Consider the following 24,539-nt stretch of genomic DNA (forward strand, 5'->3'; position numbering starts at 1 on the left):
GTTCTCTTCTGCTCAGTAACATCTCTAACTGTGCAGATTATTGATTTTTCTCCTCGTATATCCAGGGCCGTTAAGCTAATTTCGGCTGGAAAGATACTCCCACTTTTTTTAATAAAGTTTGTCTCCATGAAAATACTAGAATTATCAAATTCTTTTCTTAAAACGTGTTGCAGCCTCTTTGATTCTAGGGGAGCTATCAACTCATAAAGACTCATCCCTAAAAGCTTCTCTTTAGAGTAATGGAAAAGCCCAACACTTGAAAGATTAGTGTCTCGAATGAATAGGTCTTGATCCAAAATAAATATCGGCTCATATGCTTTTTCAAAAAGAGTTTTAAATTTTAATTCTGAATATTTAATTTCTTCCTGGAGTTTTGTCTGCTCAGTAATATCGTTTCCAACGGCTAGAACAGCGATTAAATTTCCATCTTTATCTCTTATTGGTTTATTCGCCCAGTATACCCAGGCCCTCTCTCCATTCTTTTTTATATTTTCATTTATATTAATCTTGTATTTTTCCTCATCTCTGTGTATGTCGTATGCTAGAGTTCTAAGATCGCGTCCTGTTGACTCATATTCAGGCGTGATTGTCTCGTAAACCGTTTTCCCTATGATCTCTTCTCGCTTATAACCAAAAAAAGACATCCCGTACTCATTCATTGAGAGAATTTTACCGTCTTTATCAAATTTAAAGATAATACTATTTGCTGATTCAACTATCTGCCTATACTTTTTTTCACTCTCCAGCATTGATTCCTCAAATCGTATCCTTGAAATTGTTCCACCCATCTCTTGAGATAAGGCAAGAAGTATTTTCTTTGATAATTCAGGTATATCGTCTTTTTCATGGCTTCCAATATTAAGGCTACCAAGAGGTTTGCCCATGTGGAAAAATGGTATTATGGTGAAAAATTTCAATTTTTCTTTGTTCCTTAACTTTTCTAAAATTTCGGCCGGAATTCCATTTGTAGATTCATTTCCACTCACAAATAGTGGCCCGGAGATAAATTTATTTTTCTGGCTGATTGATTTGAAAAAATCAAGTGTTTCATCTGAGATATTTTTAAAATATTCAAGCCTAAACTCAGAAGTTTTTTCATCTATAATATATATGCCGCCACAATCGACATCCCCAATTTTCAATGCAGTATTCAAAGCCGCTTCAAGCGCATGACTCATTTTGTTTGTCTGGCAGAGTTTCGAGGCAAGTTCTATCTGTAGAGTCAATACCATCTCTGCTTTTTTTAAATCAGAAATGTTTCTAACGATATGGATAACGCCCTTTAGTTTATCCCCCTTATACAATGGTGAGGAACTGACCATTACAGGTATTCTTTCCCCATTTTTTTTCAAGTATTCCATTTCGTATGTGAATACCTCTCGACTACCCTGCATTCTCTTAATCTGGAGTTCTTCCATAATTGGATAGTACTCTGGCGGTACATTTTGGGCAACGTTCATATTCAAAAGCTCTTCTTCAGAATATCCACTTTGAATACTACTAGCTTTATTGACATATGTTACTTTTCCTTCAAGGTCATGAATGAAAATCATATCTTGGGCTGCTTCAATTATAGAACTATAATTTATATTTTGTTCATTGAAATCAGGTTTATGGATTTCTTCAATAGATTCTGACATTTGTTCTGTATTGTCTCTAACAGATTTCATTGACATCCTCACTCTTAAATTTTAAAGTAATTACGACACCTTTTGGCTTATTATCTTTTACCTGAATTTCTCCATTGTGCTTTTCTATTATCTTCTTAGCTATATAGAGCCCAAGTCCAGATCCCTTGTTCGGGCCATAGCTAAAACCTTCTTCAAACAATCTATCTTTAACTTCCCTAGTTATACCTGTGCCGTTATCTCCAAATGAAACTTCACAGTGCTTTCCCTCTCTTTTTAGAGACACGTCTATCTGGTCTGCCCCGCCATGAATATTTGCATTTCTAATTATATTATCAAAAACAATCATTATTGATTCGTCTACAAAGATTTTGCAATTGCCCAACATATTTATTTTAATTCCAGGATAATGTTTTGTTAGTTCTACTAGTTTATTTTTCACATCGTAAAGTTTGGCATCTTTTGACTTTATTTTCCCATTGAAAGCTTTTTCAAGGTCTCTAGTATTTTCTATTAACTCGACACTTTTTGATATCGCTTTCATAGTTCTTTCTTTAAGCTCTACATCCTTTGTTTCAATTAAATCACAAAAGTTTAGTGCAACTGTTAGATCATTTAGTATGTCGTGCCTCAATATTTTATTCAATATTTCTAGAGTTTCATTTAACTCCCTTAGATTATCTTCCGCCTTTTTACGCCCAGTTATATCAATTCCAATCTCCAATACAAATCTATTCCCATCTACATCCGTGAAAGGGTATGAATGAATTTCACATGTCAGACAATCCTTCTGAGTTCTTTCATAAATTATGGGTTTATTGCTTTCAAAAACATATAGTATTGGGCAGTCTTCACAGGGTTTGTCAGAATCGTAAAATACCTTGTAACACTTTTTTGATTCAATTTTTTGAAATCTGTTTTTTAAATATTTATTTGCGAATACAACGTTACGATTGGCATCATAAAGGCAGACATAAACTGGCAATTTATCAAGAACGGAAAAGAGTCTTTTATTCTCCTTTTCTAGCTTCAATCTAAGGTCACTTTCTAGTTTTATGTCCTTTATTGTGCCGGTGTGGCCTAGGATATTGCCTTCGCTATCTCTAAAAACTTGCATTTCAAGGGTACATTCGACTTGTCTATCATCTTTTCTTTTTAGAACGGTGGTAAAATTTTGAATGGCGCCTTTTCCGTATAGCTCCTTTAGTAAAACTTCCCTGTCAGAGGGATGAGTATATATCTGGGTGGCCTCCATCCCCAGAAGCTCTTTTTTTGGATATCCAAGAATCCTTGAAGTGTCCTCATTTGCATAGACAATTATCCCTTCTCTATTGACGGATATATTGGGAAGGGAATAAATCTGATTTAAATATAAATCTGGAAGAAAAGTATTTTGTTTTTTATTTTTCTTAACCTTTTGAGAGGTGTTATCTTTATTGTCCATAGGAGACCTTCTTGAAGCAACAGTTTACCCTTGAATCAGCCAATATTCTTTTTCCATATATATAAGAATATGGAAAAAAATATGGAAAATATGGAAAATATGGAAAGCCTAACTTTTATTATTATTTTCTCTATTTAAATATTTTTACATTGAGCTGCAAAGTAATATTTAAAAGGAGTAATCTTGGTGTCTATTAAGAGAAGATGACTAAAGAAACGCTTGAGATTGGAAATAAAGAAGTCATACTAATAGGCACTGTACACATATCAAAGGAAAGTGTCGATGAGGTAAGGGACGTAATCGAAAAGGAAAAGCCTGACGTTGTAGGCGTTGAGCTTTGCGAGAGTAGATATGAAGCGCTTAAAAATGTCAAAAAGTGGGAAGATACAAATATCTTGGACATAATTAAGCAGGGAAAGATCTTTCTTTTTTTAATAAATTTATTACTATCTAATTATCAAAAAAGGCTTGGCGATAAGTTTGGGGTCAAGCCTGGTTCTGAGTTTGTAGAAGCGATTAACGTTGCGGAAAAAGAGAAGATAAAAATTGCCCTTATCGATAGAGACATCCAGACGACATTAAAGCGCGCATGGAATAAAATGAAACTAAAAGAAAAACTGAAGTTGATGTTTGGTGTCTTTTTGGGATTCTTTGAAGAAGAGGAAGAAGAAGACATCATTGAAAAGCTTCAGGACAAAGACATCATAAACGAGCTCTTAAATGAGCTTTCAAAAGAGATACCCTCCGTCAAAGAAACACTTATTGATGAGCGTGACAGGTACCTGGCGTTAAAGATACTACAAAGCGATGCAAAGAAGTTCGTTGCTGTTATTGGCAGAGGCCACATGGAAGGGGTAAAAAGAGCCTTGAATGAGCTAAACAAGAAGAGCGCTAAAAAAGACATAAAGGAACTTGAAGTAATCCCACAAAAGAAAAGCTCATGGAAATACGTTGGATACCTAATCCCCATACTCTTCTTTGGGATTGTCATCTATGGATTTTTCACTAAAGGTTTTGAGTTTACATTAAGAGTTTTTTTCATATGGATCGTCGTGAATGGGACATTATCTGCACTTGGCGCAGCACTTGCCTTTGCACACCCAGTGTCTATACTAGTTGCTTTTATAGCAGCACCGATTACATCGCTTAACCCTACAATTGCGGCAGGCTGGTTTGCAGGGCTTTCTGAGGTTAAGTTTAGAAAACCTAAAATAAAGGATTTTGAAGGATTGAATAGTATTGAAGGATTTACTGACCTGTGGAAAAATGGAGTTACAAGGATAATCCTCGTTGTCGCTTTTTCCAATATAGGGAGTACTATAGGGACGATATATGCTATCCCCTATATAATTTCCCTCTTGTGAGGTGGATAAATGAAAAATATATTACTGGCTTTATTTATTATATCTGGACTATTGCTCCAAGGAGTATATGCAGAAGAAGAGTATATCAATAAACTATGGACGCACAATATGGGGGGAAACGTCTGGGATATAATGCATGGCGATTTTACAGGAGACGGCATTGATGAAATCGTTGTCGCCTCAGGCTGCTGTGGCAATCCTGGATATGTTACCGTCTTTGATGTGTCTGGCACTATAGTCTGGCAGGCTAGGATGCCACAGGAAGTAAGAACTCTTGATATAGGGGATATTGATGGCGATGGAAAGCTTGATGCCGTTTGCTCCTCTACCGATTCAAAGATCTACTTTATCTCTAACAGTGGAGAAATAGTAAAAGTTTATCCAGAATCTGGAGACGTCTTATCTATAAAGATAGTGGATATTGACGGAGACGGGAAGAATGAAGTTATTACTGGATCAAGTTTTATTAGGATCTTTAAAAACTTAGAAGAAGTCGCAAACTATAGCACCTCAAACAGGATAATGGATCTAAACTTCTATGACTTAAATGGCGATAAAAAGCTTGAGATAATAACAGGCGGTTTAGGGAACTATGTTTATCTTCTAGACAGCAATCTTAATCTCTTGTGGAAGAATCAGAGTAACTCGGTCATATGGGGCACAATGCCTTTTACGTATCTGGGAAACCCATCGATACTTGTTTTTACAAGGGGTTATTATGTACTGGACAAGGATGGGAACAAAGTTTTCCAGAAGAACATGGACGAATACTTCATAACAGGCCATGACACTGGAAATATGATTGTACTGGCTGATGGGAAGGGAAATCTAAACAGCTACGATTATTCTCTAAATGAGCTATGGACCTACAAGGTAGAAAAGGAGGTAAAGGACATCTATTCCTACAAGGAGGGAAATGAAATTATACTGCTCCTTGGGTCGATGGATGAAAACTTCTACATGTTAAAAGGAGATGGGAAGTTTATTGGCTCTGCAAAGGCAGGATCATATGTTTCTGCTGTTGACAGCTTTAGTATAAAGAACAAGAGATATGTAGTTTATGGCTCATTTGACGACAACGTTTACACATATTATAGGGAAACAAAAAATGTCCCATTCTATGGGTTTGGGACTGTTATAGCGGCCTTGATATATTTCCTCTACAGAAGGCGTCAGTAGCTACTGAATCTTTCAACTACGAAATCTTTTTCAAGGGCATTTATGAACGCAGCTGCTTTGGGGCCAGACTCCTTGCCAATCAAGACTTGGTATATGGCTCCAAAGAGCATTTTTGGCTCTATTGGAATGTTTGTCGCGGTTTCATAGATCTTATTGTGGAGCTCAACGTCAGTTAGGTCTTCTCCCTGAATTAGATCAGAAATAATCTTCAGCCCCTCTCTCTGCTCTTTTGAAAGATCTACTTTTGGTGCTTCTGTCAATATTTCAAACTTTATCATGTCTGGAGCATAGAGTTTAACCCAGTTTGTAGCAAGGTTTACCCTTGTTTTGATTCTTTCAATATCTATTTCGGAGAGCTCTCCTTTTAGATGCCCCTCTTTTTTCAGGATTCTGATTATCCTATCTACATCGGAAGTAATCTGTACGAGCACTGACATGAATCTAAAGGATGGTTGTGCTGGGAGTTTTTTATAACCCCAGATGTTTGAAAATTCGTAGAGCTTATCATACTTCTCTCGTTTGTTAATCTCTTCATCACTGAAATAAGTAGTCTCTACTCTATCAAACTCGTCATAAACATTTAGGAAGTCAAGATCTAGGGCAATCTTTAGCTCCTTTGTAGGTTTTGTCTTGACAAATAGATACCTCAATACGTCAGGCTCCATGACTAAAAGAATGTCTGAAGGTAGAACTACATTGCCTTTGGAGGAAGACATCTTTCCACTTGCGCCTTTAAGAGATACGAACTCATATGTTGCACCTATAATTGGGGGTTTATTGAATACCTCCTGTATTATCCTCTGGCCTGTATCGGCACTTCCACCCTGTGTACCGTGGTCTTTACCATAAGGCTCATAGTCAACACCTAGCTCAGCCCATCTTGATGGCCAGTCGACTCTCCATTTTAGCTTGATGTAGTTTGCCTTTCTAATGTCAGCAGTCTCTTCAAATCCACACTTACAGGAGTAACTTAAACCGTATTCTCCATCAAATGCTGTTATCTTTGTTATGTCCTTTCCGCATTTTGGGCAGTAGACAGAAACTGGATACCAGTCAGATGCAAGTTTCTCCCCACCCCTCTGGCTGTTCAATAACTCTATTAACTTCTCCTTCTTTTCGAGAGCTATCTTGATATTATCGCGGTATATGCCTTTTTTATACTGCTCAGAAGCCCTCAAGAAGTCAGGTTCCATCCCTGCCTCAGAGAGTGAAACTTCAAAAGGTTCCATAAAGTGATCAGCAAATGAGCTATGGCAGCCATCAGGATCTGGTACCTTATAGTCAGGCAATCCTATATACTCTGAATAACTGGCCGGAACATTTGAAGGAACCTTCCTAAACCGGTCATAATCGTCCCACATGTGTATGTGACGGGAATTGTGCCCCATGTCCTTTAGCGCAAATGCTACAAGATTTGTTGTGATGGCCTCCCTAAAGTGGCCTATATGACAGTGCCCTGAGGGTGTAACCCCAGATTCACAAATATACTCTTTCTTCTCTCCTCTTTCTGCAATAATTCTCTCAGCAAACGTTGATGCCCAGTGCATTTCTAACCTCTCCGTCTGACATTTGAGTCTTTGTCGCATATCTCTTTTAAGACTTGCTCAAAAGAATCATCGTGCATTAAAACCCTATTGAGATAGACTCCGGTCCTGCCAATCTTATCCCTTCTTGTAAGTACTTGGGAGCGCTCCCTAACTATATCAATTGAGACATTAAGCAGTTTTGACACCTCTGCTTCCCTGCCAGTTATCTCCTCTTCAATGTGCCCATCTTCAGTTGGCCTAATCAATATCAATCTCTTATCAACACCAGGCACTCTCTTGTCTTTTTTAAGGTCCTCAAGCTCAATCGCTCCACCAAAATAGTAGAACTCAATCTCCCGTAACTTTGACTCAGTTATGGGAAATGTTATCGTTTCCCCTGTATAGAGGGTAATTGAGCCCTTGACAAGGTGCCATGGGGTTGCCTGTACTATGCTCCTTTCTTTAATCCCGATATCCTCTAAAGCCATCTCCAATAGGTATGTTTCAGGGATATGCTCTATGAAAAAGTCAATATCTGACCCCTTATGGACATCACCCCTCGCAACTGACCCATACAGAATAGGTTGAAAATCAGATATCTTTTCCATGACAATAAGAGCTTTTGACCTTATTGATGAAAGCATGCTCCAATTTTCATCGTTATAAGTTACTTTTCTCCTGTGAAATGCGACTGTTTTCTCTTTCATTATAAAAAATTACAGTTAGAAATATAAATCATTATCTTAGCAATTTGGTATGAACCCGCTTTATGTAGTGCTTATAGGCATAATTTTGTTCTGGGTAGCGCTCTCAGAGGTTAACAAAAGGTATAATCTTTCAAAGTATGGTGTCGATTTCCAAGGGATAATCCTCTTATGGAGGACAAAAAGATTCAATGACTTTATTGACAACGTTTCAAAGAAGGGTAAGAAAGTATGGAACGTCTATAGCATAATTGGGATAGGTGCTGCGGTAGTCGGCATGATCACAGTTTTTTACTTCCTATTCTCAAATGCTATCAAGGTGTTACTTTCACCAGAGCCTTCTCCCGGAGTCGGTTTTGTCATACCTGGAGTAACTGTTCCATTCTGGTACAGCATAATAGGCCTTATAGTTGTCTTAATGGTGCACGAAGGATCTCACGGGGTAATCGCTAGAGCAAACAACATAAAGCTCAAATCGACTGGGTTGGCCCTATTTGTTGCAATACCCGGGGCCTTTGTTGAGCCAGACGAAGAAGAGCTAAAAAAGACTTCAAGGCTCACAAGGATGAAGGTCTATGCAGCAGGATCTATGGCAAACTTTGTCACAGCTTTGATAGCTTTTGTACTGATAGTAGGGTTAGTAAACCCGCTACTGACCCCTTCTGGTATCCAGATAGTTTCAATTGAAGATTCATCAAGTGCATTTGGGTTATTGTCCCAAGGAGACATAATTACAGAGATCAACGGGATAAAGATTGAAACGCTTCAGAACTTCTATGACATCATGCAAGACACAAATCCAGGCGACCAACTAAATATTGTATCAAACAAGGGCACATTCAATATTACACTGAGTGACCATCCAAGGGAGCCAGGTAAAGGCTACATAGGTATTGTCACGTCACAATATTACAGCTCACCCATAAATATGAAGATTTTGACCCCTATAAGCGGCGTATTGTTCTGGGTTTTCCTCTTGAACTTCAATATAGGATTGATTAATCTCTTCCCCCTACCGTTCCTATTTGACGGAGGGAAGATATTCAAAGAGATAGTTGACACAAAGTTCAGCGAGGCCAACTCAAATACTATTCAAAAGGTATTTGCTATAATAGGCATAATGCTTTTTGCAATAAATATCCTGCCTTCGTTTTTATGATGTTATGATAAAGGTAGTTTTTTTACGGGACAAGAGAACTGTTGAAGTGGAAGCGAAGAATGTTTCCGAAGTATTCTCAAAGATAGCCATATTGAGAGAGCAGTATGTCGTGATAAAAAACGGAAAGATAGTCTGCGAGGATGAATCATTATCAGACGGAGATACTATCGAGCTATTCACAGTTGCTTCAGGTGGTTAATTTGAAGTGTTCAAGATGCAAGAAGGATGCAATATACTTCCAGAGGCAGTCTGGCCAGTACTACTGTGGAGAGCACTTCAATAGCTATTTTGTGAAAAAGTTCATGCGGATTATTAGAGAAGACCAGCTAATAAAAAAGAATGAGAAGGTTGCAGTCGCTGTTAGCGGTGGGAAGGATAGCTTGACCTTAGCTTATCTCCTAAAGAAGCTCCAAGCCAGATACCCTTTTCAGATGGAGGCTATAATAGTTGATGAGGGGATATCCGGGTACAGGGCTCATACCCTAGATGCCGCAAAATCACAGCTTGAAAAACTTGAGATAGAATATCACATCGAGTCTTTTAAGGATAATTTTGGGAAAACCCTTGACTCTTTTGTTGAAAACAACAAGGAAAATGCATGCTCCACATGTGGGATATTGAGAAGATATATCTTGAACAAAAAAGCAAGGGAGCTATCCTGCACAAAGCTTGCAACAGGCCATAACCTTGATGATGAGGATCAGTCTGTCATTATGAATCTCATGAGGGGCGATGTGATAAGGTTTTCAAGGGGACAGAACTACTACAAGAAGATAAGTGACAAGTTTGTTGAAAGAATTAAACCCCTACGGTATTTCTTAGAGAAGGAGATAGTAATATTTGCACTTAATAATAAGCTAACATTTGACTCTTCAGAGTGCCCATATGCGGAGTACGCTATGAGGGGTGAAGTAGGGAAGTTCCTTGACAGGATGGAGGAGTTAAGGCCTACAACGAAATACTCCCTTTTGTCTGGGTATGATAAAGTCCTCCCGGCATTAAATCAGTTTTTTATCCCGGACTCAATTGGAGTTTGTGAGGTATGTGGGGAGCCCACTATGGACGGCACATGCATGAGGTGCAAGATTTTGGAAAAGGAATAGAGAAAATATTCAAAATATATTCTATGAAATTTCTTCTAAGATATCTTCTATATTTTGTTTTAATTCTGGTAAATCTCTCACAATTATTGTCCATACTAAATCTATATCAATGCCAAAATATTCATGAATTAATTTGTCCCTCAATCCAGATATCTTTTTCCAAGGAACTTGGGTATAATTATCTTTAAATTCTTGGGGAAGATTTTTTATCGCTTCGCCAATTATTTCAAGTCTTCGTATAGTCATGTCTTGAAGAGAAAGTGAATCTTTAAAATCTTCTTTTGATTTATTCTTCATATATTCTTCAATTAAAACTATGCTATCAAGAATATGTAGTAGGAAAATCCTAAGATCCTTCTTCATAGAATACTTCCTGCTCCTTTAAAATATAATCCTTTAATAGAGGGTGAATTGATTTGTAAGTAATAACATCAACTTTCTTATTAAAAAATTCTTCAAGTTCTTGTTCTAAGCCTATTAAATCAAGTAAAGATTTAGTTTCCACATCTGCAAATTCAACTAATATATCGATATCACTATCTTTAGTTTCTTCTCCTCGAACGTAGGATCCAAAAACAGCAGCTTTTTTTATTCCGTGTTTTTTTAAAATTGGAATCGACTTAGTCTTAATATCAGAGAGCCTAATCTTTTTCATCTATTAAAGATAAAGATAATATATATTTAAGACTTACTTATAAATTTAGATTAAACTGATTTCTATAGAAAAACCTTTTATAATAATATGAAAATCTAAAGCTTATGCCCTGGTGGCTTAGTGGTATAGTGCCTGCTTGGTAAGCAGGAGGTCGCGGGTTCAATCCCCGCCCAGGGCTTATTTTTTTAGTTGTAAAGCCTTAGGCTATTTTAAAAAAAATAGTTTGTAGATTATTATCCAAATTAAATATACATGAAGTATAATCTAGTATTATTTGGATATTCAGTAATAAAGAGAAAAGAATAATTTTTGCTTAGTTTTAGAGAAAAAATAAAATGAAAAAGATAATTTTTCCATGTTTTCCATATACTTTTCCCTATTTTCCCTATTTTTTTCCATATCTTTATATATATGGAAACTTTATTTTCATAGAAACTAGATTATTTCAAAGTGGTGTATATATGAAAAAAATATCTATTTTAGTTTGTTTCATATTTTTAGTTTCTATTAGTTCAGTGTATGCAGCAGATGGAGATCTAAAGTGGCATACTGGACAAGTCGGGAAAGCGAATATAGGAGGTCGTATTCTAACATCTCCGGCAATAGGTAGTGATGGTACAATCTATGTTGGAACAGGTTCTGGTGATGGGCAACTTTACGCAGTAAATCAAGACGGGACATTAAAATGGAAAACTGACTTCATAGGAGACCTGATTTATTCATCTCCTGTAATCGGTACTGATGGCACAATCTATGTTGGGACCTTCGTTGGTGATGGAGAGCTATATGCAATATATCCTACTGGAACATTGAAATGGCATACTGGACAAGTCGGAAAAGCGAATATTGGGAGCCTGATTTATTCATCGCCTGCAATTGGCGCTGATGGTACAATCTATGTTGGAACTCATTCAGGAGCACAAGAACTATACGCAATAAATACCGACGGTACTCTAAAGTGGAAAACTGACTTCATAACTAATCCAATTTATGCCTCGCCAGCAATTGGTGCTGATGGCACAATTTATGTTGGAACTGAAGGAAGTTCTAGCTGTCGATTTTATGCAGTAAATCCCACGGATGGATCTAAGAAGTGGGAAACAACTACAGGATTTGGAATGTTTTCATCGCCCGCAATCGGTAGTGACGGCACAATCTACTTTGGAACATATTATAGTTCCAATAATCTTTACGCAATAAATCCTTTAGATGGATCTAGTAAATGGAATTACCCCACATCAGGACAAGTTTGGTCGTCACCTGCAATAGGTAGTGACGGCACAATATACATTGGAACATATTCTGGAGATTCAGAGCTTTACGCAATAAATCCCAACAATACTCTAAAGTGGAAAACAAACTTCATAGCAGGATTAGTTTACACATCCCCAGCAATTGGCGCTGATGGTACAATCTATGTTGGAACTTATTCTGGTGACTACCAGCTTTACGCAGTAAATCCTAACGGTACTCTAAAGTGGAAAACAGACTCCATAGGGAAGGCTATTTTTGCCTCGCCTGCAATTGGCGCTGATGGTACAATCTATGTTGGAACTGATATGGGTGGTGTTGGTGAACTTTATGCCATATACAGTAGCCCAGGATGGACGTATGCGACATACGAAAATTCAATGAGAACATACACAAACTCAAACTGGCCAAAGTTTGGTCAGAATAACTACAATCTTAGAAGAGTTGTACCGGCACCACAGGAAGTGGCAGGAAGACCTAAATCCCTTCCGATAACAAAGATACTAAAAATATTGGGATTACTTAAAGAAGAATAATTTTTTTCTTTTTTTATATCATAATTCTTAATTCAGATATATCATGCCCCAACAACATACAACTTGCCCTTGTAGATAACGCTCTTTACAAATGAAATCTTCTCTGAATCGATATTAAACTTCCAAGATAAGTTAGTTTTAAATAATAAAAATCATAAAAAAGCATGTTCAAAATGCCATCTAATGATTTTTATAGGAGATCCTCTGAAGAAATAATTTTGGAACTGTCGACTTCCCAAGAAAAAGGATTAACATCTATAGAAGCCAAAAAACGTTTGGCCCTCTATGGAAACAATGAATTGGAATCAAAGATTAAAATCCCTTTATGGCTATTACTTTTATCCCAATTCAGGGAATTATTCGTAATAATATTAGTTATAGGCGCCCTAATCTCTATTTTGATTGGAAGTTATAGAAATGGGATAATCATCTTCGTTATAGTTATTGTAAATGCAATAATAGGATTTGTCCAGGAATATCGGGCAAATAAAATTATAGAAAAATTGAAGAGCTTTGTTAAATCCCGTGCAAAAGTTATCCGAGATGGAGTTTTGGTGGAAGTTTCTCAAGTGGAACTTGTGCCAGGAGATATTATCAAATTAGAAGAAGGGGACAAAGTCCCAGCAGACATAAGAATTATCCAATGCTCTGATTTTAGGACAAATGAATTTGCGCTGACAGGCGAATCTCTTCCTCAAACAAAGAATGAAGATCTTATTGTAGAGGAAGTAGGAATTGCAGATAGAAAAAATATGGCCTATGCAGGTACTACTGTAGCTTCAGGGAACTCAATAGGCGTTATCATTGCAACAGGGATGAAAACTGAAACGGGAAAAATAGCATATTTAACTGAAGAAACTAGTGATGTTCAAACTCCGTTACAGAAAGAACTTCGAATACTAGCACGAGAATTAACTATTATTGCCATTATCATATCTATTGGTCTTTTCACTTTAGGGATATTACAGGAATTCTCCATATATATGAGCTTGGTATATGCGTTAGGTGTTGCAATGTCAGTTGTGCCGCAGGCCTTGCCTGCTCAAGTAACTGTAGCACTGTCAAATGGCAGCAACTACCTTGCAAACAGAAAAGCAGTAGTAAAATCTCTGCCTGCAGTAGAAACACTTGGTTCAACGACAGTTATCTGTACCGATAAAACAGGTACTCTTACAAAAAATGAAATGACTGTAAGATCGATCTGGTTCAATGGCGAAGAATATAAAATGTCTGGCCTGGGTTATCGGCCAGAAGGGGAGATTTTAGACAATGAAGGTAAATCCCCTGCTAAAGAAGAGATAGAAGGGATAAAAAAAATCCTAAGAGCGGGATCTGTAGCATCTAATGCAGAGATACATCCACCTGACAAAGAACACAATGAATGGTATCCCATTGGCGATCCAACTGAAGCGGCACTTATTACTGCAGCGACTAAAACGGGTATTGATTGTAAAGAGTATAATAAAGAATTCCCTGAAATACAAGAGTTTTCTTTTACTTCAGAAAGAAAGAGGATGGGATCAATAAGAAAAGAAGAATCAGGCCATGTACTGTACGTTAAAGGGTCGGTTGGCAGTATCCTCTCTATAAGTAAATACATCCACCTCAATGGTAAGGACATACCTTTGACGGAGGAGCACATTTCCAACATAAAAAAAGTAAATGAATTTTATGCTGAGAATTCAATGAGGGTGCTAGCCTTAGGTCACAAGTCATTAGAGTATAAAGGAGAATGTCTAGCCGAAGAAGCTGAAAAAGACGTTACTTTTCTGGGGCTTGTAGCAATGATGGATCCGCCAAAGGAAGGTGTGAGACAAGCTATATCCGATGCAAAAAAAGCCCATATAAAAATCTTTATTTTAACAGGGGACCACGCACTTACTGCTGAGGCTATAGGAAAAGAGATAGGCATTTCTGAAGACGACGAAATTCCCATCATAACTGGAAAAGAATTGAAAGAATTAAACGATGAAAAATTAATTGAATTTATTAAAGGTAAGTGGTCAATTATTTTTTCAAGGGTAGATCCAGAAGATAAAGTAAGAGTTGTCAAAATATTGGAAGGCCAGGGAGAAATTGTTGCCGTTACCGGGGATGGAGTAAATGATGCGCCAGCGCTAAAGAGGGCCCATATCGGGGTTGCGATGGGTCTTAAAGGTACTGAAGTCACTAAAGAGGCATCAGATGTTGTATTGCTAGATGATAACTTTGCCACATTAGTAGATGCAGTGAAAGGAGGCCGAACTATTTACAATAACTTGAAAAAAACATTTTTTGCAACTATGACTACAAACGGTGGCCAATTGGCATTAGTTTTACTAGGTCTTTTAGCAGCGGCTCTTTGGGATTATCCGATACCAATACTTGCGGTGCAAATACTTGCAATAGATCTTCTTGGTGAGATAATGCCTCTGGCCTTCCTTACTTTTGACCCTCCTGATCCAGATATTATGACTAAACCCCCTCGAAATCCTAATGAGCATATATTCCATAAAAGGTCCGGCATGGAAGTTATATTCTTGGGGATCTTGATAGGGGCCCTTGCTTTTATGAACTTCTTTTTATTTATGGGTAGAGAGGGAATAATACTAACAATGGAAAGTCTTGATAGTATTTTTTACTTCAAGGCGACGACAATAAGTTACTGCACAATTGTTTATTGCCAGTTTGTTAACATATTAGAAAGAAGATATTGGCACACATCCATTTTTAGTTGGAATTTCTTTTCCAATAAGTTATTGTTAGGTTCTATAGTTGCTTCAATGTGCTTAGTATTCACGGCTATATATGTCCCTTTAATTAGTAATCTATTATCATTTGGAGGCATAACTATAGTAGATTGGGGTTACATTATCTCTTCAGCGGCGATATACCTAATTGTGTTTGAAGTGTTAAAGTTTATTAAAAGATTAGAATTTAAGAAAAAATTGGCTCCTGTAGTTAATTAATTCAGATAATATCCTGCCCCAACGACATACAACTTGCCCTTGTGGATAACGCTCTTTACAAATGAAATCTTCTCTGAATCGATATTTTCTCCAGGCCTCTTCCATAGGTAAGGCTCTGACCAGCCTTCGCCTTTAGGACTATCTGCTATCTTCATTATCATCTCTGTTATGTTTGTATCCCTTGCGTCTGTCATGTCTGTGATTTCTATATCCTCCCCCATATTATCTGGAGGGAATACAAGCCTTGTAATCCTTTTGCCTTTCACTATCCAGACAAAAACATAAATATCGCCATATAGGAATCTTCCCTCTGTTCTAAACATAGGGAAGGCATCCTCGCCTTGGTTTTCAACAAAGAATGCGGCCTCTCTAACTAAGGATTCAATATCTTTAGCAATATCTTTTGGCATATTATCACTAATTATAGAATGGTATTCTAAGTTAAATATCTTTTTAGTTAGTTTTTTAAGGGTTAGGATCGTGCATAAAGAACCTCTGAGCTTTCTATGGCTTGATCTCTAAAATATCTACTAATATCGTTTGGGGTTCTCAAATCAACTTTGCGCCCTTCAAGAAGAGAAGATATTTCTTCTTCCATTTTTAATATTTTAAAAATACCTGGGGTCAGTCCTTCTTCAAATTCCACCAATAGATCGATGTCACTCTCAGAATTAAATCTATCAGTAAGGGCAGATCCAAAAAGAGACATTTTCTTGATATGATTCTCTTTACAAAATTTAGTGAGTTTTTTAGTAGGTATTAAATCATTAATTCTGGAGTTCATAAAAAATATTATGAAACTCTAATATAAATCTTTTATTGATATTTATCCTGATGAGTGATATCTATTCTCTAATCAACATCGCAGTATGCCAAAAATGGGCATTGTGATGTATAACATCTGCTCTTTGCAACTCTCCTGAAGTTTGAAAGAAAACACCACAATGGCCTCTTTGTTTTTGGTATGTAATCCTTATTTTCTTCTATTATCTCTTCTTCAATTGTGGTCAAGTCATCCTTCATCCTGTAAAAAACATGCACTTTCTCAGATCTAAAGCTATACATACAATAGCCTTCCATCTTTTCTCCTTCAACTTCAATGTAGTCCAATTCCTCCATAACATCTCCTAGCAAGAATTATATGATTATATCGGTATTTATAGATTTGTCTAACTATTATTGATAAAAGAGTTTTTTATTTCTAATAGTATGGTATTTAAGATATTTGAAGATTTAAAATTGGCATTTATGGCATATTGCAATATACTAATGCGCATATAAAGAATTTTTTAAGATTTAGATTTTACATAAGAGAGAAAAATCATTTAGTTAGTTTTTTAAATTATAATACTTATATCTTATTTATGAAAACAAAAGGGCAGATCCTAAAAGTGTTAAAAGAAGAACTCCCATATTTAAAACAAAGATACGGAGCTTCTAATATCGGACTCTTTGGATCTTATTCTAGAGATGAGCAGACTGAACACAGTGATATTGACTTACTTGTCGATTTTGAGAAGCCCATTGATTATTTTAATCTTTTTGAGATGGAAGATTACTTAAAAGAAAAGTTCGGTATCGACGTTGAGATAGTAACAAGGCCTGCATTAAAAGAAAGAATAAAAAATAGAATCCTAAAGGAAGTATCTTATGTCTCTTAGAGACGAAAAACTTTACATTGATGATATTCTAGAAGCAATCTATAAAATTGAAGAGTATATACAAGATATTGATTTTGAAGATTTTAGTTCTGATAGGAAATCAGTTGACGCAGTAATCCGAAATCTAGAGATAATTGGGGAAGCGACTAAAAATATTTCGGAAGATTTCAAAAGAAGACATACCGAGGTAAATTGGAAAGACCCTACAAGGATGAGGGATAGACTCATTCATGCTTATTTTGGAGTGGATTTAGGAATTGTTTGGGAAACAATAAAGTTTAGAATCCCAGAATTAAAAGGGCAGATTGAAAAAATAAATGAAAATATTTAAGATAAAAATTAATTTAGGTAGTAGCCTCCACCTAGAATGTATGTTGTATCCCCATAGACAACTTTCTTTATGTATGTAACTTTCTTCTCAATCTTTTTGTCTGCTGGGTTTGTCCTGAGGTATTCTCCAGACCAGCCTTCGCCTTTTTCGCTGTTTGCTATAGTCACAAACATGTTCGTAATGGAAACATTGTTGTCGTCCTTATAGTCTGAGACATCAGTGCCTTCTTGAGACAAATCTGGTGGGAAAACTATTCTAGTGATCTTGTCCCCTTCAACCTTCCAGACAAATATATAGAAGTCATCTGTGTAAAACTTTCCTTTTTCTCTTATCTGTGGAAAAGCTTCTTCACCCTTCTCTTGGACTAGAATGGCAGCTTCTCTTACTAAATTTGAAACTTTCTCTGGCCTTTCATCTGCTCCCTGCCCGATACAGCCAGAAAGTAGAAATGTCAGAACTAATAAAATAGCTATATATTTCTTCAATTTATCACGTCCAATTAATGTTTTTAATTGGATTTTAAAAAATTAACGATTAAATAAATAAGAAAAGAAGAAAAAGATTAAAAAATTAAAGATTCTTTTTCTTTATTTTGATTTATGTCACCTATGCGGATATTATTCATAAGAATGATAATTAATTTATCGTTGAGAATAGATTTATAAATTTAGTAATCAAAATAAATATGGTGAAAGATTGGAAGTTGAAATCATTGAAATGAAATCAAAGGGGCAAATATCTATTCCTTCTGAGTTTAGAGACGATATTAAAGAAGGAGATAAGCTTATTATTATAAAAAATGATGACCAATTAATTCTTAAAAAGGCAGATTTTATTAAAGGGCTTGAAGAAGATCTCATATTTGCTAAAAGAACTGAAGGAGCCTTCAAAAAATATCAAAAGGGTAAATTTGTAGAGATGGATTTTGACGAATTTATGGAAGAAGCTAGCAAATGGTAAAAGTAAAATTTCACCCTTCTTTTAAGAAAATATTTTCTAAAATAAAAGACAAATCCCTCAAAGAAAGAATTCTAAAACAAATTATTAAAATAAAAGATAATCCAGAATTCGGGAAACCTATGAAATATGCAAGGAAGGGTACAAGAGAGATATACGTTGCCCCATATAGATTATCATATATCTATGATGAAAATGAAGCTACAATAATTCTTTTGGATCTATATCACAAAGACGATCAGTAAAAATGTAAATTATAAGAAAGAAGAAAAAGATTAAAAATAAAATATTAAAGATTCTTTTTCTTTATTTTGATCGATGATGGTGGTAGTCCACCTTTGTCATAACATTATAAAAGATATCGATTTTTTATTATTTATTATAGGCCTTTTTTCTTGGGCGAATATAAAGAATAGTTATTTCTTTATTATGGAAATCAACATAAAAAATATTCTATAATTACTAATTCTAGCACGATAAGTATTTGCCCGTCCCTTCAACTTAGATATATCGTACATGTTTGGGTAATAGGTAATTTCTAGGGTATCTATAAACTCTACAATCTTTATTTTTACATTATTCTGAATTTTTTCTAACTGACTTTCTGCCCTTGGTAAAACTTTGACTTTAAACATTAGTACCCTAGACCTTTTTTTACATCGGCCCAATTTTTTGCTTTTCCAGAAACCATTTCTTTGTAGGACTTGTCAAGTTCCTCAATCTCATCTTCATCTGGCTCTTCTTCTTTCACTAGAGCATATTTGATTTCATCTAGTTCTTCTTTTATTAGAACTATCTCATTGTATATTTTTTCCAGTAATTCTGACCCTTCAGTAGTTACCATATACTTCCTCTCAAATTATAGAACACCTTATACTATTTAATTATAACTATCAAATAATAGAAAAGAAGAGAAAAAGATTAAAAATAAAATATTAAAGATTCTTTTTCTTTATCTTGATTTATTGCATCTATAAAGACTAAAGCTTCCAGTTTCTTAAATCTAGAATTCTCTGGTAATCTGGCTTATTTGGGGTTGTTTTTTCTTGTAAAATTCCAATATTGTAGTAAAGGTGGCTCAACAGATTTAATAGGCTACCAGAAAGTTTGTATGGTGAGTTAAACTCAAAATCAGTGTCGACTGTTACAAGACCTTCATACTTTGTAGGGTGCAAAAACCACCCATGGTAGGCCTCTTCCCTGGTGAGGCTTAGCGCCATCTTCCCAAATATCTCCCTCATCTTTAAAGCCGCCATTGAAGCTATCGGGTGTTTATTTAATGATGCTATGAATATTATGGCACTATAGTTTAGCTCATTTAATAGAAGTTTGTCTTCAAAGGGCGGATTTAATTTAACTCTATCAAGGAGGTATATCATGCCCGCGTATGTCGTGACGTTGTAAAAAGGCGGCTCCTTTTCTGCAGGTAAAGTTATGCATTTCGAAGAGTATTCTTTAGATGGGGCGTTGGGGTTGCAGGTTAAAAGAACTGCATCAGTAAAGTGTTTTGTAACCTCAATAGAGTCCTTGCCACCAGAGGCAGAGATAACACAGACCTTTTGGTCTTTTGGTAGCCTCTTTATCTCTTCAGCCCTAAATACAGTTCCATTGAAACGCATGGCGTAAAGCCTTGCTATATGAAATGCATTTCCATTACCTATAAATGCCCTGCCGGTAAGATCAGGGAGTTCTATCCCCTCATTATCTATCTTTTCGATTATTTCAGGTATTTTTGCAACATATCTGTTTAGGGTCATCTATTCCTCACCAATAATTCTTTTTACATCTTTCAAAATATAATCAAGAGTTTCTTCATCAGAGGCTTCTGCAGTGATCCGTAAAAGGGGTTCAGTGTTTGATGGCCTGACATTTACCCACCAATTATTATCTGAAATAGTAATTCCGTCTATTTCTTCTACATTTTTACCTTTAAATAATTTTTTGAGTTCTTTTATCTTCTCTGAGCCTATTCTGCTATCTATCCCAACTGCTATTTCGTTATATGACTTACCTAAGGCCCTTCCAAGGCTATATGCAAACTCTTCATATATCTGATCTGGATAAATACCTCTAATATCGTAAGCTTTGAACGGCATCTTTACCAACTAACTTCTCTAGTTAGGTGTTTCCCTATATATAAGAATATGGAAAAAGATAGGGAAAATAGGGAAAAAATTTAATCTAGATAGCCAAGATTATAATAATTTATACATATACAAATATATTTAAGTTTCAATTAGATTATTATGTAAAATCTTTAGGACATGGACTAGATGCAGCTAAAATTTGATGAATCTGGATTACTAAAGCATGGGATTATAATGTTTGTTTCCCTCATTGTTGCAAGATTTTTTGGTTATCTATTCCAGATCTATGTTGCAAGATCACTGGGACCCGAAGAATATGGAGTCTTTGGTAGTTTATTTTCATTGTTTTTGATTTTGACAGTTCCGACTGGAACAATACAAACTGTTATTTCAAGATTCACATCCGAGTATAAAGTGAAACATGACCCTGAACTCATAAATAGTTTATTATCTATTAGCTCTAAAAAAATGAGTTTTTTTGGAATAATGGCTTGTGGCATAATGATTATATTTAGCATGCCTCTATCCAGATTTTTACATATTGGCTCTTTGTGGCCAGTTATAATAATAGGAATTTCTGTTTTTTGGTCTTTTATATTACCAATACCACAAGGAATACTTCAGGGATTACAAAAATTCAATTGGTTTGGTACTTTTGTGATCTTGCAAACTTTGTCTAGATTTATTATGGCTATAATTTTTTTTTCATTTGGATTTGGACTAAACGGAATTTTAGCTTCTTTTAGTATTTCGCCTTTATTTCTTTTACCAATATACTTCATACCTCTCCAAAGGATTATTAAATACAAAGCAAAAAAAATTAATTTGAATAAAAAACAGATTTACAATTATTCTTATTCGATTTTAATATTCACTTCAATTAGCTTACTGTTTCAACAAGTAAATATTTTATTTGTGAAACATTTTTTCTCATCAGAGCAAACTGGGATTTATTTAGTGGCTTTACAGATAGGAATGATAATTCTATACCTAACGCCCGCCATTACAACCTCAATGTTTCCCAAAGTTTCAGACTTGGATGAATCAAAAGAGAGATCTAAACATATAGTTTATCAATCATTATTATATGTTGGTCTTTTTGCATTGATATTTGTAACTTTTTGTTTCTTATTCGATGGGGAGATAACTTTGTTATTGTTTGGCCAAGACTATTTTGAATCATCTAAATTATTACCTTTATTATCTTTAGCAATGAGTTTTCTTTCACTCGGTCTTGTAATGTTTAGTTATTTGGTGGCTGTAAAAAAGTTTAATTTTTTAAAAATAATATCTATAGTTCTAGTTTTCCATGTTTGTTTGTTAATTTTATTCAATTCGACAATATTTCAAACAATAAATATTTTGTTATTTACTAATTTATTTTTGTTTTTGATAGGATTGATTTACATATATAGATCTTAATTTTTTATTAGTTCTATAGATTGATTTTTTCATTATTTATTTGGCCATTAATATCAAATGAAATGAGATTCTTATAAACTATTAATAAAAATATTCTTTAATTAATTTAGCATTCTATCAGTATATTGGTTATTAATTTTTCTCCTTTCTACAATAAAAAATGAAATCTTTTGGATTTGATCTATCGTCATTAAGTTTTAATTTTTCTTTCATATAAAATCTATTTATAAGGGGATTACTAATTTTTCGGGTAAGTTTAGATATAGCTGGCAGTATGGTAAGATAATCTAATATCACTTCTATAGAATAATAATTTCCAACATTAAAAATATTTTCGATATTAAAACCTGTTTTTTTTAGTTCATTTATAACATTATATTTATTTTCATTGTCATCATATACTTTTGAATTTATACTATTTTTCTTTATAATTAAGTTATAGAGAAGTAACATGTTGAAAAATATTTTTTCTATGATTTTACCAATAAATGGCCTATTTGGATTTGGCATATCAAATAATATAATTCCATCTTTCTTTAATATTCTATTAAACTCAGATAGAATTTGAATTCTATCAACATTAGTTAAATGCCTTAATAATCTAAAGGTCACTATTAAACTAACTGAATTATCTGCAAACGGAATTTTAAATCCATTAGCCTGAACGAAATGCCAATTTTCAGAAAAGGATTTTGATTTAGCAAATCTTAACATTTCGAAACTAGTATCAATTGCAATGCCTAAGTATGGAACTTGTATGCCTCTTGTTAGTCTACCTGTTCCAGTAGCAACTTCTAGTATTACATCTTTTTCACTAGTATTTTTTAGAATGGTAAAAAATATTTCTCTTTCCAATAGATTAGAAAGTATTCCATAAAAAGAAAAAAATCTATATTCCTCATATTTCTCAACTATTTCTTTTGGCCTATATAAATCTATTAATTCCTTTTTATCGGATACTTCTCTAATTTTTAGCATTTAATTCACTTTATTACATATTACTTTTTTTAAATTTATTATATTTTGATTCGTAATAATAAGGCTCAACGTATTTTGGCTTTTTTTGAGCCAATTCTGAATCTTCTTCAAATATTTCAGTTAGCACTCTTCCATCCATGTCTGAAGGTATTGGAATGTCAAGTATATGTAAAATTGTTGGAGTGATATCATATATTTTGACATCTTCTATCATTTGATTATTTTTTATTTCTGGACCAGATGAAAGAAATATTCCTTTAACGTCATGAGTATATGAAATAAATTTTTCTCTCTCATTTTTCTTAAATAAAGAGGTAGATATTAACTTATTAGATTCTATTATGATATCTGGTTTAAGTCCAAAAGCCTTTTTATTAGGTGTTATTGTATAAATATTTTTAATATTATTTGAGTTCTTTAATTTATTTATTATGTCTTTCTTATATTTTTTGTCAATAATATAAATTGGTGCATAATTAGTCTCAAAAAAAGAATAAGAAAATGCTTTGGTGTTATTTATGTCCATAAGATCCAAATTAAATTGTGTTCCATTATTTCTTTTACTTTTTTGCCTGGATGCGCTGCTAAAAAAATTATAATATTTAACAAGTCTGTCTTTATTGATTAATTTAATGATGAAATTTGAGATAATTAATTTGAATTTGGATTTTAACAGTATTTTTAAGAATCCATTGTCTTTTAAAAAAATATTTATATAAAATACTTCACTTTCTTTTTTAATCCCGTGATCACTAACAATAAATAAGTTTGTTGGATTAATTTTATCAATAAGTAATTTTATTGTTTTATCCATTAAAATTTGACATTTTTCCATTTCTCCATCGTCTAATGTAAGATGTGAGATATTATCAGGTATGCCAAATCTAATGAAATATGCATCATGACAATATTTTTCATGAAAATTAGATACAGTTTCTAAAATTTTTTCTAATTCTTTATATACCTCTTTTGTAGATTTCTCCATATTTAATGGGGCAAAATCCAATCCAATTAAATGGCCATTTATTGGATAATGCGTATAAGTTCCGGGTATGTTTATTATAAATGACTTATAATTTTCTTTAGAAATTATGTCCCAAATGAAATTACCTTTCCATTTATCACTTAAGGCAAGTTTTGTCTCTATTTTATTATTTTCACTATTAAATTCTAAAATTTTAAAATCATAAACTCCAAATTTTTCTTGTTTCTTTCCAGTGAACATACTTGGCCAGGCGCGAATTGATATTGGTGGCATAGTACTTTCTAAATTGGCACAAGTACCATTATCTATAAGCGATTTAAAAGTACGTAATTTATTTTCTTTGACTAAAGGCATTATTAAGTCCCAAGTTGCTCCGTCAAGTCCAATAACAAGAATTTTTGGAGAGTTATTTTTCATTTAACTCCTCTCTGTCTTCATGATAGTCTTGATTTTATTACTCTTTTTTAAAACTTGGTTACAACCTAAATAACTCGATATGAATTTCAAGAATAATAAAAAGATAATAATCAAAATAGAAACATATAAATTATTTAAAAATGTAATTTTTATTTTAAGTAATTTATTGATAATATAAATTGTAACGAATGAAAAAGATAAGGA

Annotated in this window: 28 protein-coding genes and 1 tRNA gene; 13 read left to right on the plus strand and 16 right to left on the minus strand. The window is 34.3% G+C overall.

Features of this window, described 5'->3' with window-relative positions; genetic code table 11:
* A partial coding sequence (locus HPY60_07555; protein ID NPV51031.1) for a PAS domain S-box protein occupies positions 1-1,670 on the minus strand: 1,670 nt, incomplete at its 3' end.
* Positions 1,657-3,072, minus strand: coding sequence for a PAS domain-containing protein (locus tag HPY60_07560; protein ID NPV51032.1), 1,416 nt, complete (start codon positions 3,070-3,072; stop codon positions 1,657-1,659). The genes HPY60_07560 and HPY60_07555, both read right to left, overlap by 14 nt.
* 203 nt (positions 3,073-3,275) lie before the next feature.
* Here HPY60_07560 and HPY60_07565 point away from each other — a divergent pair, with 203 nt between their 5' ends.
* Both HPY60_07565 and HPY60_07570 read left to right on the plus strand, forming a co-directional pair.
* Complete coding sequence (locus HPY60_07565) at positions 3,276-4,436, plus strand: TraB/GumN family protein (GenBank protein ID NPV51033.1); 1,161 nt, start codon at positions 3,276-3,278, stop codon at positions 4,434-4,436.
* Between the two features lie 9 nt (positions 4,437-4,445).
* Positions 4,446-5,615 (plus strand): hypothetical protein, encoded by a 1,170-nt coding sequence (locus tag HPY60_07570; protein NPV51034.1) that lies wholly within the window; start codon positions 4,446-4,448, stop codon positions 5,613-5,615.
* Here HPY60_07570 and lysS read toward each other — a convergent pair.
* Together lysS and HPY60_07580 are read right to left on the minus strand one after the other, a co-directional pair.
* Entirely contained in the window at positions 5,609-7,162 is a 1,554-nt protein-coding gene (lysS, locus tag HPY60_07575; GenBank protein NPV51035.1) for a lysine--tRNA ligase, read from the minus strand. The two genes, HPY60_07570 and lysS, sit on opposite strands and share 7 nt — an antisense overlap.
* 2 nt (positions 7,163-7,164) lie before the next feature.
* Positions 7,165-7,851 carry a nucleotidyltransferase gene (locus HPY60_07580; protein ID NPV51036.1) on the minus strand — a complete coding sequence of 229 codons (687 nt, stop codon included), beginning with the start codon at positions 7,849-7,851 and terminating at the stop codon, positions 7,165-7,167.
* A gap of 46 nt (positions 7,852-7,897) precedes the next feature.
* Between HPY60_07580 and HPY60_07585 the strand changes: the two genes are divergently transcribed.
* Genes HPY60_07585 through HPY60_07595 form a run of 3 tightly spaced genes read left to right on the plus strand, consistent with a single transcriptional unit; the run spans position 7,898 to position 10,107 of the window.
* Positions 7,898-9,004 carry a site-2 protease family protein gene (locus HPY60_07585; GenBank protein NPV51037.1) on the plus strand — a complete coding sequence of 369 codons (1,107 nt, stop codon included), beginning with the start codon at positions 7,898-7,900 and terminating at the stop codon, positions 9,002-9,004.
* A gap of 4 nt (positions 9,005-9,008) precedes the next feature.
* Positions 9,009-9,203: a thiamine biosynthesis protein ThiS gene (locus HPY60_07590; GenBank protein NPV51038.1), complete on the plus strand. Its 195-nt coding sequence runs from the start codon at positions 9,009-9,011 to the stop codon at positions 9,201-9,203.
* 1 nt (position 9,204) lies between these two features.
* Entirely contained in the window at positions 9,205-10,107 is a 903-nt protein-coding gene (locus HPY60_07595; GenBank protein ID NPV51039.1) for a TIGR00269 family protein, read from the plus strand.
* A gap of 21 nt (positions 10,108-10,128) precedes the next feature.
* On the opposite strand, the gene HPY60_07600 is transcribed toward HPY60_07595, so the two are convergent.
* Positions 10,129-10,470: a DUF86 domain-containing protein gene (locus HPY60_07600; protein ID NPV51040.1), complete on the minus strand. Its 342-nt coding sequence runs from the start codon at positions 10,468-10,470 to the stop codon at positions 10,129-10,131.
* Positions 10,454-10,753 (minus strand): nucleotidyltransferase family protein, encoded by a 300-nt coding sequence (locus tag HPY60_07605; protein ID NPV51041.1) that lies wholly within the window; start codon positions 10,751-10,753, stop codon positions 10,454-10,456. Before HPY60_07605 ends, HPY60_07600 begins: the two co-directional genes overlap by 17 nt.
* Positions 10,754-10,868: 115 nt before the next feature.
* Here HPY60_07605 and HPY60_07610 point away from each other — a divergent pair.
* The 3 genes from HPY60_07610 (at position 10,869) to HPY60_07620 (ending at position 15,497) form a co-directional block, all read left to right on the plus strand.
* Positions 10,869-10,940 (plus strand) — tRNA-Thr (locus HPY60_07610).
* A gap of 283 nt (positions 10,941-11,223) precedes the next feature.
* Entirely contained in the window at positions 11,224-12,549 is a 1,326-nt protein-coding gene (locus HPY60_07615) for a PQQ-like beta-propeller repeat protein (protein ID NPV51042.1), read from the plus strand.
* Positions 12,550-12,722: 173 nt separating this feature from the next.
* Positions 12,723-15,497 (plus strand): cation-transporting P-type ATPase, encoded by a 2,775-nt coding sequence (locus HPY60_07620; GenBank protein ID NPV51043.1) that lies wholly within the window; start codon positions 12,723-12,725, stop codon positions 15,495-15,497.
* On the opposite strand, the gene HPY60_07625 is transcribed toward HPY60_07620, so the two are convergent.
* The 3 genes from HPY60_07625 to HPY60_07635 all read right to left on the minus strand — a co-directional run bounded on the left by HPY60_07625 (position 15,494) and on the right by HPY60_07635 (position 16,616).
* Positions 15,494-15,907: a hypothetical protein gene (locus HPY60_07625; protein ID NPV51044.1), complete on the minus strand. Its 414-nt coding sequence runs from the start codon at positions 15,905-15,907 to the stop codon at positions 15,494-15,496. The two genes, HPY60_07620 and HPY60_07625, sit on opposite strands and share 4 nt — an antisense overlap.
* A gap of 62 nt (positions 15,908-15,969) precedes the next feature.
* Positions 15,970-16,281, minus strand: coding sequence for a nucleotidyltransferase (locus HPY60_07630; protein ID NPV51045.1), 312 nt, complete (start codon positions 16,279-16,281; stop codon positions 15,970-15,972).
* A 68-nt stretch (positions 16,282-16,349) separates the two neighbouring features.
* The gene (locus tag HPY60_07635) at positions 16,350-16,616 is read right to left on the minus strand and encodes a hypothetical protein (protein NPV51046.1); all 267 of its coding nucleotides are present in this window, start codon (positions 16,614-16,616) and stop codon (positions 16,350-16,352) included.
* Positions 16,617-16,861: 245 nt separating this feature from the next.
* On the opposite strand from HPY60_07635, the gene HPY60_07640 reads away from it, so the two are divergent.
* Together HPY60_07640 and HPY60_07645 are read left to right on the plus strand one after the other, a co-directional pair.
* Positions 16,862-17,158 (plus strand): nucleotidyltransferase family protein, encoded by a 297-nt coding sequence (locus HPY60_07640; protein NPV51047.1) that lies wholly within the window; start codon positions 16,862-16,864, stop codon positions 17,156-17,158.
* Positions 17,148-17,489 (plus strand): DUF86 domain-containing protein, encoded by a 342-nt coding sequence (locus tag HPY60_07645; protein NPV51048.1) that lies wholly within the window; start codon positions 17,148-17,150, stop codon positions 17,487-17,489. Before HPY60_07640 ends, HPY60_07645 begins: the two co-directional genes overlap by 11 nt.
* Positions 17,490-17,497: 8 nt before the next feature.
* On the opposite strand, the gene HPY60_07650 is transcribed toward HPY60_07645, so the two are convergent.
* Complete coding sequence (locus tag HPY60_07650; protein ID NPV51049.1) at positions 17,498-17,974, minus strand: hypothetical protein; 477 nt, start codon at positions 17,972-17,974, stop codon at positions 17,498-17,500.
* A gap of 211 nt (positions 17,975-18,185) precedes the next feature.
* Here HPY60_07650 and HPY60_07655 point away from each other — a divergent pair, with 211 nt between their 5' ends.
* On the plus strand, positions 18,186-18,449 hold the full coding sequence (locus HPY60_07655; GenBank protein ID NPV51050.1) for an AbrB/MazE/SpoVT family DNA-binding domain-containing protein: 264 nt from the start codon (positions 18,186-18,188) through the stop codon (positions 18,447-18,449).
* Positions 18,443-18,691 carry a type II toxin-antitoxin system RelE/ParE family toxin gene (locus HPY60_07660; GenBank protein ID NPV51051.1) on the plus strand — a complete coding sequence of 83 codons (249 nt, stop codon included), beginning with the start codon at positions 18,443-18,445 and terminating at the stop codon, positions 18,689-18,691. Before HPY60_07655 ends, HPY60_07660 begins: the two co-directional genes overlap by 7 nt.
* Positions 18,692-18,862: 171 nt before the next feature.
* Here HPY60_07660 and HPY60_07665 read toward each other — a convergent pair whose 3' ends face one another.
* The 4 genes from HPY60_07665 to HPY60_07680 form a co-directional block, all read right to left on the minus strand.
* A complete protein-coding gene (locus tag HPY60_07665; protein ID NPV51052.1) occupies positions 18,863-19,081 on the minus strand; it encodes a hypothetical protein in 219 nt (72 codons plus the stop codon).
* Positions 19,081-19,290: a hypothetical protein gene (locus HPY60_07670; GenBank protein ID NPV51053.1), complete on the minus strand. Its 210-nt coding sequence runs from the start codon at positions 19,288-19,290 to the stop codon at positions 19,081-19,083. The genes HPY60_07665 and HPY60_07670 overlap by 1 nt, the downstream gene beginning before the upstream one ends.
* A gap of 136 nt (positions 19,291-19,426) precedes the next feature.
* Positions 19,427-20,203, minus strand: a complete 777-nt coding sequence (locus HPY60_07675) for a hypothetical protein (GenBank protein ID NPV51054.1) — start codon at positions 20,201-20,203, stop codon at positions 19,427-19,429.
* Entirely contained in the window at positions 20,204-20,542 is a 339-nt protein-coding gene (locus HPY60_07680; GenBank protein ID NPV51055.1) for a hypothetical protein, read from the minus strand.
* Between the two features lie 177 nt (positions 20,543-20,719).
* Between HPY60_07680 and HPY60_07685 the strand changes: the two genes are divergently transcribed.
* The gene (locus HPY60_07685) at positions 20,720-21,955 is read left to right on the plus strand and encodes an oligosaccharide flippase family protein (protein NPV51056.1); all 1,236 of its coding nucleotides are present in this window, start codon (positions 20,720-20,722) and stop codon (positions 21,953-21,955) included.
* 132 nt (positions 21,956-22,087) lie between these two features.
* Here the strand turns inward: HPY60_07685 and HPY60_07690 are convergent, their stop codons facing one another.
* Both HPY60_07690 and HPY60_07695 read right to left on the minus strand, forming a co-directional pair.
* The gene (locus tag HPY60_07690) at positions 22,088-22,933 is read right to left on the minus strand and encodes a class I SAM-dependent methyltransferase (protein ID NPV51057.1); all 846 of its coding nucleotides are present in this window, start codon (positions 22,931-22,933) and stop codon (positions 22,088-22,090) included.
* Between the two features lie 13 nt (positions 22,934-22,946).
* Positions 22,947-24,335 carry a hypothetical protein gene (locus HPY60_07695; protein NPV51058.1) on the minus strand — a complete coding sequence of 463 codons (1,389 nt, stop codon included), beginning with the start codon at positions 24,333-24,335 and terminating at the stop codon, positions 22,947-22,949.
* Positions 24,336-24,539 lie beyond the last annotated feature (204 nt).

This window comes from Methanofastidiosum sp. (assembly GCA_013178285.1).
Lineage (GTDB): Archaea > Methanobacteriota_B > Thermococci > Methanofastidiosales > Methanofastidiosaceae > Methanofastidiosum.

Bases quoted from the DNA above. Each gene is read 5' to 3' on its own strand.
- lysS (NPV51035.1), bottom strand. From the start codon at position 7,162: ATGCACTGGGCATCAACGTTTGCTGAGAGAATTATTGCAGAAAGAGGA.
- HPY60_07645 (NPV51048.1), top strand. From the start codon at position 17,148: ATGTCTCTTAGAGACGAAAAACTTTACATTGATGATATTCTAGAAGCA.
- HPY60_07665 (NPV51052.1), bottom strand. From the start codon at position 19,081: ATGTTTAAAGTCAAAGTTTTACCAAGGGCAGAAAGTCAGTTAGAAAAA.
- HPY60_07600 (NPV51040.1), bottom strand. From the start codon at position 10,470: ATGAAGAAGGATCTTAGGATTTTCCTACTACATATTCTTGATAGCATA.
- HPY60_07660 (NPV51051.1), top strand. From the start codon at position 18,443: ATGGTAAAAGTAAAATTTCACCCTTCTTTTAAGAAAATATTTTCTAAA.
- HPY60_07560 (NPV51032.1), bottom strand. From the start codon at position 3,072: ATGGACAATAAAGATAACACCTCTCAAAAGGTTAAGAAAAATAAAAAA.
- HPY60_07565 (NPV51033.1), top strand. From the start codon at position 3,276: ATGACTAAAGAAACGCTTGAGATTGGAAATAAAGAAGTCATACTAATA.
- HPY60_07675 (NPV51054.1), bottom strand. From the start codon at position 20,203: ATGACCCTAAACAGATATGTTGCAAAAATACCTGAAATAATCGAAAAG.
- HPY60_07590 (NPV51038.1), top strand. From the start codon at position 9,009: ATGATAAAGGTAGTTTTTTTACGGGACAAGAGAACTGTTGAAGTGGAA.
- HPY60_07685 (NPV51056.1), top strand. From the start codon at position 20,720: ATGCAGCTAAAATTTGATGAATCTGGATTACTAAAGCATGGGATTATA.
- HPY60_07585 (NPV51037.1), top strand. From the start codon at position 7,898: ATGAACCCGCTTTATGTAGTGCTTATAGGCATAATTTTGTTCTGGGTA.
- HPY60_07670 (NPV51053.1), bottom strand. From the start codon at position 19,290: ATGGTAACTACTGAAGGGTCAGAATTACTGGAAAAAATATACAATGAG.
- HPY60_07680 (NPV51055.1), bottom strand. From the start codon at position 20,542: ATGCCGTTCAAAGCTTACGATATTAGAGGTATTTATCCAGATCAGATA.
- HPY60_07620 (NPV51043.1), top strand. From the start codon at position 12,723: ATGCCATCTAATGATTTTTATAGGAGATCCTCTGAAGAAATAATTTTG.
- HPY60_07615 (NPV51042.1), top strand. From the start codon at position 11,224: ATGAAAAAAATATCTATTTTAGTTTGTTTCATATTTTTAGTTTCTATT.
- HPY60_07630 (NPV51045.1), bottom strand. From the start codon at position 16,281: ATGAACTCCAGAATTAATGATTTAATACCTACTAAAAAACTCACTAAA.
- HPY60_07640 (NPV51047.1), top strand. From the start codon at position 16,862: ATGAAAACAAAAGGGCAGATCCTAAAAGTGTTAAAAGAAGAACTCCCA.
- HPY60_07695 (NPV51058.1), bottom strand. From the start codon at position 24,335: ATGAAAAATAACTCTCCAAAAATTCTTGTTATTGGACTTGACGGAGCA.
- HPY60_07635 (NPV51046.1), bottom strand. From the start codon at position 16,616: ATGGAGGAATTGGACTACATTGAAGTTGAAGGAGAAAAGATGGAAGGC.
- HPY60_07690 (NPV51057.1), bottom strand. From the start codon at position 22,933: ATGCTAAAAATTAGAGAAGTATCCGATAAAAAGGAATTAATAGATTTA.
- HPY60_07625 (NPV51044.1), bottom strand. From the start codon at position 15,907: ATGCCAAAAGATATTGCTAAAGATATTGAATCCTTAGTTAGAGAGGCC.
- HPY60_07570 (NPV51034.1), top strand. From the start codon at position 4,446: ATGAAAAATATATTACTGGCTTTATTTATTATATCTGGACTATTGCTC.